The sequence below is a fragment of the Micromonospora sp. NPDC049662 genome, assembly GCF_040675055.1.
Lineage (GTDB): Bacteria > Actinomycetota > Actinomycetes > Mycobacteriales > Micromonosporaceae > Micromonospora.
The window spans coordinates 171,927-183,478 of sequence record NZ_JBFAOC010000008.1; the positions used below are offsets into that span (position 1 = coordinate 171,927).

Annotated in this window: 11 protein-coding genes; 10 read left to right on the forward strand and 1 reads right to left on the reverse strand. The window is 73.1% G+C overall.

The features are described from left to right. Nucleotides 1-372: 372 nt before the first annotated feature. The 10 genes from AB0J36_RS09395 (at nt 373) to AB0J36_RS09440 (ending at nt 10,968) form a co-directional block, all read left to right on the forward strand. Entirely contained in the window at nt 373-1,665 is a 1,293-nt protein-coding gene (locus tag AB0J36_RS09395) for a cytochrome P450 (RefSeq protein ID WP_357394275.1), read from the forward strand. 240 nt (nt 1,666-1,905) lie between these two features. Beyond that, entirely contained in the window at nt 1,906-2,385 is a 480-nt protein-coding gene (locus AB0J36_RS09400) for a helix-turn-helix transcriptional regulator (RefSeq protein ID WP_357118443.1), read from the forward strand. A 179-nt stretch (nt 2,386-2,564) separates the two neighbouring features. After that, nucleotides 2,565-5,021 (forward strand): nitrate- and nitrite sensing domain-containing protein, encoded by a 2,457-nt coding sequence (locus tag AB0J36_RS09405; RefSeq protein ID WP_357169995.1) that lies wholly within the window; start codon nt 2,565-2,567, stop codon nt 5,019-5,021. Nucleotides 5,022-5,037: 16 nt separating this feature from the next. Then, complete coding sequence (locus AB0J36_RS09410; RefSeq protein WP_355051152.1) at nt 5,038-5,442, forward strand: roadblock/LC7 domain-containing protein; 405 nt, start codon at nt 5,038-5,040, stop codon at nt 5,440-5,442. Between the two features lie 39 nt (nt 5,443-5,481). Then, a complete protein-coding gene (locus tag AB0J36_RS09415; RefSeq protein WP_363660377.1) occupies nt 5,482-6,675 on the forward strand; it encodes an ABC transporter substrate-binding protein in 1,194 nt (397 codons plus the stop codon). Then, nucleotides 6,672-7,568 (forward strand): branched-chain amino acid ABC transporter permease, encoded by an 897-nt coding sequence (locus tag AB0J36_RS09420; protein WP_363660378.1) that lies wholly within the window; start codon nt 6,672-6,674, stop codon nt 7,566-7,568. Before AB0J36_RS09415 ends, AB0J36_RS09420 begins: the two co-directional genes overlap by 4 nt. Next, nucleotides 7,565-8,575 carry a branched-chain amino acid ABC transporter permease gene (locus AB0J36_RS09425; protein WP_357394268.1) on the forward strand — a complete coding sequence of 337 codons (1,011 nt, stop codon included), beginning with the start codon at nt 7,565-7,567 and terminating at the stop codon, nt 8,573-8,575. The genes AB0J36_RS09420 and AB0J36_RS09425 overlap by 4 nt, the downstream gene beginning before the upstream one ends. Further along, nucleotides 8,572-9,315 carry an ATP-binding cassette domain-containing protein gene (locus AB0J36_RS09430; RefSeq protein ID WP_357394266.1) on the forward strand — a complete coding sequence of 248 codons (744 nt, stop codon included), beginning with the start codon at nt 8,572-8,574 and terminating at the stop codon, nt 9,313-9,315. Before AB0J36_RS09425 ends, AB0J36_RS09430 begins: the two co-directional genes overlap by 4 nt. After that, nucleotides 9,315-10,085: an ABC transporter ATP-binding protein gene (locus AB0J36_RS09435; protein ID WP_357394264.1), complete on the forward strand. Its 771-nt coding sequence runs from the start codon at nt 9,315-9,317 to the stop codon at nt 10,083-10,085. Before AB0J36_RS09430 ends, AB0J36_RS09435 begins: the two co-directional genes overlap by 1 nt. A 64-nt stretch (nt 10,086-10,149) precedes the next feature. Next, nucleotides 10,150-10,968: a methyltransferase gene (locus tag AB0J36_RS09440; RefSeq protein WP_363660379.1), complete on the forward strand. Its 819-nt coding sequence runs from the start codon at nt 10,150-10,152 to the stop codon at nt 10,966-10,968. Between the two features lie 128 nt (nt 10,969-11,096). Here AB0J36_RS09440 and AB0J36_RS09445 read toward each other — a convergent pair whose 3' ends face one another. Then, nucleotides 11,097-11,462 (reverse strand): hypothetical protein, encoded by a 366-nt coding sequence (locus AB0J36_RS09445; RefSeq protein ID WP_357118417.1) that lies wholly within the window; start codon nt 11,460-11,462, stop codon nt 11,097-11,099. Nucleotides 11,463-11,552 lie beyond the last annotated feature (90 nt).

Consider the following 11,552-nt stretch of genomic DNA (forward strand, 5'->3'; position numbering starts at 1 on the left):
CACCCCGGCGGTGCTCCCCCTCCCGACCCCCTCCCGGCGCCCGCCCCCCCCGCGGTGGCCCGGGCCCCGGCCGACGGTGGGCGCGGTGCCGTCACCCGGGGCCCGGGCGATCGTTGCCCGGAAATGGGGAAGCGCGGGTACGACGGATCGGGGCAAGCACCGGCCTGCAACGTGCAGCGGGCGAGGGCCGAGATGGTCCTGCATTTCACAAATCACGGCACCGCTAAATAGATAGACACCAATCTTGACGTACGCATCGGGGCAGCGCACCGTGAGGAGCAGGCGGCGGATGCCCACCATTGTCGGCCCGCCTCGCGCGACGGACGGAATGCGAGCGCCGCTGAATTCGCGCGGCGTGTCAGGAGGCATTCGATGCAGTTGAATCCGTACTCAGGAGCCTATCTCAGCGATCCCGCCGCCACCTGGCGACGCATTCTCGACGATCCCGCTCGGGCGTTGTACGCCGAGGATCTGGGCCTGTGGTTGATCAGTCGGCACGCGGACGTCCGGCGGGCCCTCGCCGACGCCACGACGTTCGGCAACGCCCTCACCCTGGCCCCGGTGTACGAGGTCTGCCCGGCGGCGATGAGCCTCGTCACGCAGCTCGACGCGCCGCCGACCACGGTCGCCGCCGACCCACCGGTGCATCCCCGCACCCGCCGCGCCCTACGGGCGACCTTCGCCAACACCGCCGAGCGGGCCGAGGCGGAGTACGGCCGGATCGTCCGCCGCCGCGTCGAGGACCTGGTGTCCCGGCTCGTCGCTCAGCAGGGCCGGCGGGTGGACCTCGTCCGGGAGTTCACCACCGAGCTTCCGCTGCTGGTCATCCTGGACATCCTCGGGGTTCCCGACGCCGACGTCGACCGGATCCGGCGGTGGGCGGACGGCCAGGTGGCCCTCATCTGGGGGCAACCGGACGAGGACGAGCAGGTACACCTGGCCCGGGGCCTGCTGGACTTCTGGCGCTACTGCCAGGACCTGGTGCGGCAGCGACTCGACAGCGGCGCCGAGGGCGGCGATTTCATCAGCCGCGCCCTGGCCTACCGCGACGATGACGACGACGTGCTGACCGTGCCGGAGGTGGCGAGCCTCGCCTTCAACCTCCTGGTGGCCGGACACGAGACGACCGCCGGGCTGCTCGCCCACGCGCTCGACGCGACCCTGTCCAGCCCGCACCGGTGGCGCGCACTCGTCGGCGACCCGCGTTCCGTGCCCGCCTTCGTGGCCGAGACCCTCCGGTTCGCGCCCGCCATCGACGGCTGGCTGCGGGTGACCCGTCGGGACGTCACCCTGGGCGAGGTCACCATTCCGGCGGGCGCACGCTGCCTGCTGATGATCGGGGCGGCCAACCGGGACCCGTTGGTGTTCGCCCGACCGGACCGGTTCGATCCATACCGTACGGACGCCGCCGATCACCTGTCATTCGGCCACGGACCACATTTCTGCATCGGCGCGGCATTGGCGCGATTGGAGGCCGACGTCGCGCTGACCCACCTCGCCGCGACCATTCCCGGCCTGCGCCTCTCCCCCGACCATCGCCGTTCGTTCACCCCCAATGTGTCGTTCCGGGCGCACGACGCCCTGCTCGCGACAATCGACATCCACGCGCCCGCCGACGTCCCGGAGGCAACCCCGACCGCTCCGGCCACGGCACAGGCCGCCTGACGGGCAGGCCACGGCGGTGTCGACCGGTGCGGCGGCCCGGGTCCTATCGGCAGGACGCTGCCGACACCTGCGGACGAGTCGGGCGCGTGGATCTCTCGCGCATTGCGCGACAATTCATCGCGCACGTCTTCACACCCATCGTGTCATGGGTTAAGAATTGCCCCCTATGAATGTCCGGCCCGTCGGTCAATCTCGATCTGACGCCCGTCGCTGATTCGCGGACGCCACGAAGGTGAGCGCATGGAGCACACGCCCCCGCCGAGCGCCGCGTACTCCGCGGCCAGCCAACAGTTCCGGTGGGAGCTGCGCGCCTGCCGGGTACGGCGGGGCCTGACCCAGCGGGCCCTGGCGGACCTGGTGCGGTTCAGCCGGGAGACGGTCGCGGCGGTGGAGTCGGGCCGCCGCTTCGGCAGCCAGGAGTTCGCGGTCCGCTGCGACGACGTGCTCGACACCGGCGGTCGGCTGGCCACACTGTGGCCGCAGGTCGCGGCCGAACAGTTGGCGGCGGACGGTCGACGGGGTCCGCGATCCTCGGACCGCGCTCGCCTCGACCCACCCGTGCCGCGCCAGCGCGGTCGTCGCGACGCGCGCGACCCGGGCGCCGTGGTGGACGCCATCGACGAGCTGCGCGAGTTGATCGGTCAGGTGCTCAGCAGCCAACCCGAGGCGGACGACGCCGCACCACGGCGCGGGCCGGAGCGCTTCGACGATCAGCCCTGAGCGCGTCCCACACCGGCCGGAGGCGGCACGCCACCGGCCGCTGACTCTGGGTACAGATGCTGGTACGGCCAGTTTGTACCACCGCGAGGTCTGGCCTCCGAGCGCGGGTTCCGGCGGAATGGGACTTGCATTCGGCAAGGTGCGTATAGACCGTCATCGACGAGTCGCGGGAGTCAATCTTGGCGTCGAGCACGAGGTCCCACGCGGCCCGACCCTACCCGACCCGCCAGCGCGGCTGGAAGATCGCCGGCCGGATGCGCCTCATCGTGGCGGCGCCACTGGTCGCCGTCATCGGGTTCGCCGGCCTCGCGCTGACCGAGAGCGCCCGCCAGACGAGCCGGGCCAGCGACCTGGAGGTGCTGGCCCGCCTCGGCGCGGAGGCCGGTGACCTGGCGTACCGGCTGCAACGCGAACGGGTCGCGGCCGCCGACCTGCTCACCAACGCCGCCGCCGAACAGCAGGACGCGTTCGGCACGGAGATGGCCGCCACCGACGCCTCCGTCGCGCGCTACCGCCGCCAGCGCGACCGGGTGCCCACCGACGCCAACGCCCCGCTCCTGCGCCGCGTAGACGCCGCGCTCGACGGCCTGGCACCGCTGCGCACCCAGGTCCGGACGGCCGAACACGCCTCGGTGTCCGCGATGACGTTCAGCTACCGCATCGCGATCGCCGACCTCATCACCTTCCGGGACAACGTCTCGCACGGCGTCGTCAACGCGCGGCTCGCCGACGGCATCCGCGCCTCGGCCGCGCTGTCGAAGACCGCCGAGGCGATCGGCCAGCAGCAGGTCGCCGTCCTGCGGGCCGTGGCGGCCGGCGAGCTGACCCCCGCCACCCAGCAGGACATCACCGCCGCCCGCACCAGCTACACCGAGTCCAGCCTGTCGTTCCTGGCCCTCGCCCCGGCCGAGTGGGGCCTCTGGTGGGAGCAGGCCGGCACCGGCACGGAGGCGCTCGCCCTGCAACGGATGCAGGACGAGGTGAACCGCGCCCAACCGGGATCGTCGCTGCGCCTGGCGACCGCCGACTGGGTCACCACGACGCAACAGCGCGCCGCCCGCCTGGCCGACCTGCGGGGCCGCGTCGACGTGGCGGTGCTCGACGACGTGCGCGCCGCGTACGCCGACCAGCGCCGCCGGGCCGTGGCCGAGGCCGTCGGCGTACTCCTGGCGCTGGTGCTGACCGCCCTGGTGACCTGGGCCGTCGCCCGGCAGATCACCCGCCGGCTGCGACGACTGCGCGACGCGGCCAACGCCGTCGCGTTCGAACAGCTCCCCGCCGTGGTGGCCCGGCTGCAACGCCCCGACAGCTCCAGCGTCGACCCCGACGAGCTGGCCCGCCAACAGTCCACGGCGGCCCTGGAGGCATCCAGCGACGACGAGATCGGCGAACTCGGTCAGGCGTTCAGCGCCGTGCACCAGGCCGCCGTGCGGACCGCCGCCGAGCAGGCCGTGATGCGCGCCAACACCGCCGACATCTTCATCCACCTCAGTCGACGCGAACAGCGGCTCGTCGACGCCGTGCTCGCGCAGGTCGACCGGGTCGAACGGGACGAGACCGACCCCGACCGCCTGCACCAGCTCTACGCCCTGGACAACCTGGCCACCCGGATGGGCCGGATCAACGCCAGCCTCCTCGTGCTGGGCGGTGTCGGCGTCGGCCGGGTACGCCAACACGACGTCCCCCTGCAACAGGTGCTCCAGGCCGCCCAGTCCCAGATCGAGCACTACCCGCGGATCCGGCTCGGCATGGTCGACGGCGACGTCGCGGTGGCCGCCAAGTCCGTCGACGAGGTCGTGCACCTGCTCGCCGAACTCATGGACAACGCGACGGCCTACTCACCGCCGGGCAGCGAGACCTGGGTGAGCGGCCGCAGCCTCGGCGACCGGGTCATCGTCCAGATCAGCGACGAGGGCGTGGGCCTGGCCCCGCAACGATTGCAGCAACTCAACGAGCTGCTGGCCCGGCCACCCGCCATCGACGTCGCCGCCGTCCGGGCCATGGGCCTGGTCGTCGTGGGTCAGCTCGCCGCCCGCCTCGGCGCGAGCGTCCAACTGCGCCGTGGCCCCCGACGCGGCACCCTCGCCGAGGCGACGCTGCCCGCTGCCATGATCCGGTCACTGCCGCCGGAGGAGTACCTGCTCGCGCCCGGCCGACTGTCCCGGCGGGCCGCCCGCACGTCCGCCGCCCCGCCCCCGTACCGGCCCGGCCCGGAACCCACCGCCGGGCGCGCCCCCGCCACGCGGACGCTGCCGGCGGCGCCCGTGTTCCGCCCGACGCCCCGCCTGGACCCCGCCGACGCGCCGACCGAGGAGCTGCTCATCTTCGAACAGGTCAACCACTGGTTCCACGCCGACGTCGTGGACGCCCCGAACGGCCGCCAGTGGTCCAGCCCCGCCGACGACGCGTGGCAGACCGCCGCCCAGGCCCAGACGCCCGAGGTGGCCACCACCACCACGGCCGGGCTGCCCAAACGACAACCGCAGCGGCATCTGGTGCCGGGCGGCGTCACCCCGCCCGCCCCGCAGCAACGCTCCGAGTACCGCGACCCGGCCCAGGTCGCCACCGCGATGGCCGCGTACGCGCGCGGAGTGGCGGCCCGCCGGCGTACCCCGATCAACCTGAGCAACAAGTGACGGGACAGGAGAGCACGTGACCGACCACCAGGACCTCGGCTGGCTGCTGGACAGCTTCGCCGAGCGCGCGACCGAGGTCAGCCATGCGATCGCCATCTCCAGTGACGGCCTGATGGTGGCCGCCACCCGCGACCTGCCGCCGGACCGGGCGGACCAGCTCGCCGCGACCGGCAGTGGCCTGGTCAGCCTCCTACGGGGCGCGGCGGCCTTCTTCGACGCCGGGGCGGTGATCTCCAACGTCACGCAGCTCGAGGGCGGCTTCATGTTCTCGATGGCCTTCAACGACGGCGCGTCGCTGCTCGTGCTCGCCGCGCCCGACTGCGACGTGGGCAAGGTGTCCTACGAGATGACGGAGCTGGCGAACCGGATCGGCGACGCGCTGACCCCCGCGGCCCGAGCGGCGCTCGCCCGCAGCCGCTGACCCACCGACCGACCCCCTCCCTCTTCCCCTGGAGACGACATGTCCCTCACCACCCCTGCGCGCAGCCGTGCCGTCGGCGCCACGCTGCTCACGCTCGTGCTCGCCGTGAGCACGGCCTGCGCAGACAACGAACCGGCCACGAGCGGCGGCGGGTCCATCAAGATCGGACTCCTCGCGTCGCTGTCCGGGACGTACCAGTCCGTCGGCAAGGAGATCCGCGACGGCTTCGAGCTGTACCTGGACACCCACGACGGCAAGCTCGGCGGCCGGCAGGTCGACCTCGTCGTCGCCGACGAGGGCAACGGCGCCGCGACCGCCGTGCCGGCGGCGACCAAGCTCCTCAAGCAGGACCGCGTCGCCGCGCTCACCGGCATCGTCGGCGGCGGCTCGGTCGCCGGCGTCTACCCGCTGCTACAGGAGACCAAGGTGCCGCTCGTCGGCTCCAACGGCCGACCGGAGATCAAGGACGTCTCCCGGGTGTGGCACACCTCGTACCTCTCCGACGAGCCGGGCGCCGCGATCGCCCAGCACGTCAAGGACGACGTCAAGGGCTCGGTGTACGCCATCGGCCCCGACTACCAGGGCGGCTGGGACGAGCTGCGGGGCTTCACCGAGGCGTTCGCCAAGGCCGGCGGGACGCTCGCCAACCCCGACGGCAAGACCACCTTCACGCCGTTCCCGGCCACCACCAACTTCACGCCGTACTTCGCCCGGATCAAGGCCTCCGGCGCGCAGGCCGTCTACACCTTCTACGCCGGCAGCGCCGCCGTCGACTTCGTCAAGCAGTACGCCCAGTCCGAGATCAAGGACATCCCGCTGTACGCGGCCGGATTCCTGACCGAGGGCGGCGTGCTCAACGCCCAGGGCGAGGCGGCCCGGGACATCTACTCCGTGCTCAACTACTCCCCCGACCTCGACAACGCCGAGAACCGCAACTTTGTCGCGGCGTGGAAGGCCAAGCACGACGGGTCGCCGACGACGTACGCCCTGGCGTCGTACGACGCGGCGGCGGTGCTCGACCGTGCCATCGGGGCCGCCGGCAGCGACCCGACACCGGAGGCGATCAACGCGGAGATCGGCAAGCTCGGGCAGATCGCCAGCCCGCGCGGCGCGTGGCAGTTCTCCTCGGTCACCCACTCGCCGGTGCAGAAGTGGTACCTGCGTCAGGTCCGCCAGGACGGACGGGCGCTGTCCAACACCGTCGTGGGCGACCTCGCGACCGTCGGCCGGTGAACACCGTGGCGGCCGGCACGAACCGGATCGACCCGTACCTCATCCCGGCGCTGGACGGTGTCGCCTACGGGCTGCTCGTGTTCGTCGCCGCGGCGGGCCTGGTCTTCTGCTTCGGCGTCGCCAACATCCTCAACCTGGCACACGGCATGCTCTACGCGATCGGCGGCTACACCGCCGCGGCGGTGCTCGACGGCGGCTGGGCGAGCCTCGCGCTGGCTCTCGGCGTCGGTGTGCTGGCCGCCGCCGCGGCCGGCGTGGTGCTCGCCGGGCTGCTCACGCCGGCAGCCACCGGCAACCACCTCACCCAGGCGCTGCTGACCTTCGGGGTGGCACTGGCCGGCGGCAGCCTCCTCGTCGCCGGTTTCGGCCCCGACGACCCGCAGGTACGGGTCCCGGCCGCCCTCGACGGGTCGGTGGCGGTCGCCGGGCACCGCTACGCCGCGTACCGGCTGGTCTTCATCGTCGTGGCGGCGGCGCTGGCCGCCGGTCTCTACCTGATCGTGCGGCGGACCCGGGCCGGGATGCTGGTCCGCGCGGCCGTGGACGACCCGGAGATGGTCGCCTGCCTGGGCGTGAGCCCGACACGGATCCGCGTCGGCGTGCTCGCCGCCGGTGGCGCGCTGGCCGGCGCGGCCGGGGTCCTCGGCGCGCCCATCATCGGCCCCGGCGCGGACACCGCCGACACGGTACTGCTGCTGTCGCTGGTCGTCGTCGTCCTCGGTGGGCTCGGCTCCATGGCGGGCACCCTGCTCGCGGCGCTCGCGGTCGGCGAGATCCAGACGCTGGGGGTGGCGCTGCTGCCGTCCGCCGCCCCGTTCCTGCTGTTCGCCGCCATGGCCGCCGTGCTCGCCGTTCGGGCGCGCGGTCTGGCCCTGCGGTGGGCGGCGACGTGAGGGACGGAGTGCTCCGCCGGGTACGCGCCACCATCGCGGTGCTCGTCGTCGCCGGCCTGGTCGTGGCCCCGTGGGTGGTCGACGACTACACCGCGGCGATCCTCGCCCGGACCCTCGCGCTGGGCCTGGTCGGGGTGAGCGTCGCGCTGCTCACCGGGGTCGCCGGCCTGCCCACCCTGGGTCAGACCGCGCCCTACGCCGCCGGCGCGTACGCCAGCGCGGTGCTCGGCAGCCAGGTCTCGGACGTCGGCGTGGTGCAGGTCGCCGTGGCGGCGCTGGCCGGGGCGACGCTCGCCGCCGTGACGCTGCCGCTGGTCGTGCCGGCCCGGGGCGTCATCGTCCTGATGATCACCCTGGCGATCGGCGAGCTCGTCGTGACCGTCCTCGGACGCTGGCGGTCGGTGACCGGCGGCACGGACGGCCTGGCCGGGATCACCCCGGTCCGTCCGCTGTGGGGACTGCCGGTGCTGGCCTCCGACCGGGCCCGGTACGTCTACACCCTCATCGTCGTGGCGACGCTTGTCGGCGCGGTCCTGCTGCTGGTGCGCACCCGCGGCGGACTGCTGCTGCGGGCCGCCCGCGACGACGAGGCGCGGCTACGGGCCAGCGGGCACCGGGTGCCGCTGTACCTGTCCGGCGCGCACGTCGCCGCCGGGGCGATCGCCGGCGCGGCCGGCTCCCTGCTCGTCGTCGCCCAGCAGTACATCTCCCCCGCCGACTTCGGCTTCGACACCTCGGCGCTGCTGCTGCTCGGCGTCGTCATCGGGGGCACCGCGTCGGTCGGCGGCGCGCTGGTGGGCGCGGTTCTCGTCATCGCCGTACGCGACTGGTTGTTCGGGGTCCTGCCCGGACACGCGCCGCTGGTGCTGGGCGCGCTGTTCGTGGCGACGGTCTACCTGCTGCCCACCGGCGTCACCCGGGTCCGCCGCCCTCGGTCGCGGCAACCCGTCCCCACGCTGGACCGCCCGGCCGCGGCAGCCGCCCGCACACCGGAGCTACGGGTATGACCTGCCTGCTCAGCGCCGAGAAGGTCACCGTGCGGTACGGCTCGCTCGCCGCGCTCACCGACGTCGACCTGTGCGTGCACGACGGCCAGCGCCACGCCCTGATCGGGCCCAACGGGGCCGGCAAGACAACCCTGCTCAACGTGCTCGGCGCGACGACCCGCCCGCAGCGCGGCACGGTGCGTTTCGCCGGGAGCGACGTCAGCCGGCTCGGACCGGCGGCCCGGGCCCGCCGCGGCATGGACCGGACGCACCAGCGGCCCGCCGTCTTCGCGACCCTCACCGTCAGCGAGAACATCGAGGTCGCCGCGCTGCCCCGGACGGTCCGACCACACCGCTGGTGGCCCGGTGGAACCCGGGACGCCGCCCGACGGCGCGCCACCGCGCTGCTCGATCAGCTCGACCTGTCCGACCTCGCGTCGGTACCCGCCGGCCAGCTCGCACACGGGCAACGCCGACAGGTGGAGATCGCGATGGCCCTCGCCGGCCGTCCCCGCCTGCTGCTGCTCGACGAACCGGCGGCCGGACTGTCCGCCAGCGAGGTCGGCCGGCTCGCCGAACTGCTGGCGGCGCTGCCCCGGCAGGTCGCCGTGCTGCTGGTCGAACACCACCTGGACCTGGTGTACGCCCTCTGCGACACCGTCACCGTGCTGCGCGACGGCCGGACGGTGGCCACCGGCACACCGGACGAGATCCGTACCTCGCCGCTGGTGCGGCGGGCCTACGCCGACGGGGTGTCCTGATGCTGTACGTGGAGCGGCTCTGCGCCGGCTACTCCGGGGGGACCGTGCTGCACGACGTCGACCTGCGGGTGCCGGCGGGCAGCATCCAGGCCGTGGTGGGTCGCAACGGCGCCGGCAAGAGCACTCTCGTGCACACCATCGCCGGGCTGGTGCGCGCCTCCAGCGGGCGCGTCGAGATCGGCGGCGTCCACGTGGCCGGACGGCAACCCCACCGGGTCGCCCAGTCCGGCGTCGGCCTCGTACCGCAGGGCCGGCGGGTCTTCTCCCGGTTGACGGTCGCCGAGCACCTCGTCCTGGCGGCCGCGCCGTGGCGGGCCGCGACACCCGGCGGCGAGGGCTGGACGGTGGCCCGGATCCTCGAGCTGCTGCCGCGCCTGGCGGTACGGCTGCGACACCGTGGCTGCGAACTCTCCGGCGGCGAGCAGCAGATGCTGGCCATCGCCCGCGCACTGCTCGGCCAGCCGCGGGTGCTGCTGCTCGACGAACCCTGTGAGGGGCTCGCGCCCGACCTGGCCGCGCGGGTCCGCGACCTCGTCGGTCACCTCGCCGCGAACGGGTTGACGGTGCTGCTCGTCGAGCAGCAGCTCCGCCACGCGATCGAGGTCGCCGACCGGGTGGCGGTGCTGGAGTACGGCCGGGTGGTCTATGACCGGCCGACCACCGAGGCGCGCAGCGACCCGGGCCGCCTGGAGGCGATGGTCGGCATCACCGCCACCCGCACACCGCCGGGCACCGGAGCGAGCCCACGGCTCTGGGCCGACACCCCGTAGTCAGCCGGCCCCCGCGTGCGGGGCCGACACCCCGCAGTCACCCACTCGGAGAGGCGGACGACGTATGGCGACCCCGACCAGCGACGGGACGTACACCTTCGACAACGGCGCACCGGACGCGGTACCGCAGATGCGGGCGCTGGAGTCCTTCCTGGACCCGATCACGATGCGCCGCCTGGCCCGTCCGGTCCTGCGCCTCGGATCGACCTGCTGGGAGGTCGGGGCCGGTGGCGGCTCGATGGCCCGGCGGATCGCCCGCGCGGTCGGCGGGGACGGCAGCGTGCTCGCCACCGACATCGACCCCACGCACCTCGTGGCCGACGGCAACCTGCGCGTACGCCGGCACGACGTCCGCGCCGATCCCCCGCCCGGGGACGCGTTCGACCTGATCCACGCCCGGCTGGTGCTGCTGCACCTACCCGAGCGTCGGCGGGTCCTGCGTACCCTCGCCGGAGCGCTGGCCCCCGGCGGCTGGCTGGTCGTCGAGGAGTTCGACTGCACCACGCCGGTACGGGTGCTGACCGCGCCGAGCGACGACGCGGCGAAGCTGTTCGCGCAGGTGATGGACACCATGATGGGGGTGCTCCAGGATCACGGCGCCGACCTGGGGTGGGCGCAGGACGTGCACACCGAGATGACCCTCGCCGGCCTCGCCGACGTCGACACCGTCACCCACTCGCAGAGCTGGGCCGGCGGGTCGACCGGCACGTCGCTCTACGAGACGAACTCCCGCCAGTTGGAGCCGGACCTGCTGGCGGCCGGCCTGTCACCGCAGCAGCTCACCGCCTTTCGTCGACTGGTCCGCGACCCGGCGTTCGCCGTCATGAGTTACCACTTCGTCTCCACCAGAGGCCGCCTCGGTGCCACCCCCCACACCCCCTAAACCGTCCTAGGACACTACCCCTCCCTGCTCGGCCGTCGACGTCCCATGGAGGGCTTTGTCAACGCCCGGGACGACCGCGGGCCCGTTACCCCCGACACCGGGGGTAACGGGCCCGTCTGCGAACTGGTCTACCCGAGACAGGTGACGACGGCCGTAAGGGTTTGAGCCGTGGTTCCCCGGTTGGAGCCTCGTACCGCCCAGCCGTTGCCCGACGCGAACGAGTCAGTGAGGAAGATGTCGAACGCGGATGTCTGTCCGCCTCCTCCGGTGACGATCGTGCCAGCGGGGCAGGTGGCGAAGGAGATATTGTTCGCGCCCGCCACCACTGTTACGGGAGTCCCTGTCGTTTGCGACAGTGCGGTCATCCCGGACGGCTTCTTGCTCGCGGCGGGACTGGTGTCAGCCGCGTTCGCCCCGCTCAGAGGAACGATCAGCAGAAGACCGCTGACCGATAGTGCCGCTGCGCTGCTGATGAACAACTTCTTCTTCTGCACGCCTGGTTCTCCCCTCGAGACATTCGACCGGACGGTCCGCAGCAGGCTACTAACAGTCAGCGAACGGGTTACATCGATGTATGCAGATCT

Bases quoted from the DNA above. Each gene is read 5' to 3' on its own strand.
- AB0J36_RS09395 (WP_357394275.1), top strand. From the start codon at position 373: ATGCAGTTGAATCCGTACTCAGGAGCCTATCTCAGCGATCCCGCCGCC.
- AB0J36_RS09400 (WP_357118443.1), top strand. From the start codon at position 1,906: ATGGAGCACACGCCCCCGCCGAGCGCCGCGTACTCCGCGGCCAGCCAA.
- AB0J36_RS09415 (WP_363660377.1), top strand. From the start codon at position 5,482: ATGTCCCTCACCACCCCTGCGCGCAGCCGTGCCGTCGGCGCCACGCTG.
- AB0J36_RS09430 (WP_357394266.1), top strand. From the start codon at position 8,572: ATGACCTGCCTGCTCAGCGCCGAGAAGGTCACCGTGCGGTACGGCTCG.
- AB0J36_RS09435 (WP_357394264.1), top strand. From the start codon at position 9,315: ATGCTGTACGTGGAGCGGCTCTGCGCCGGCTACTCCGGGGGGACCGTG.
- AB0J36_RS09440 (WP_363660379.1), top strand. From the start codon at position 10,150: ATGGCGACCCCGACCAGCGACGGGACGTACACCTTCGACAACGGCGCA.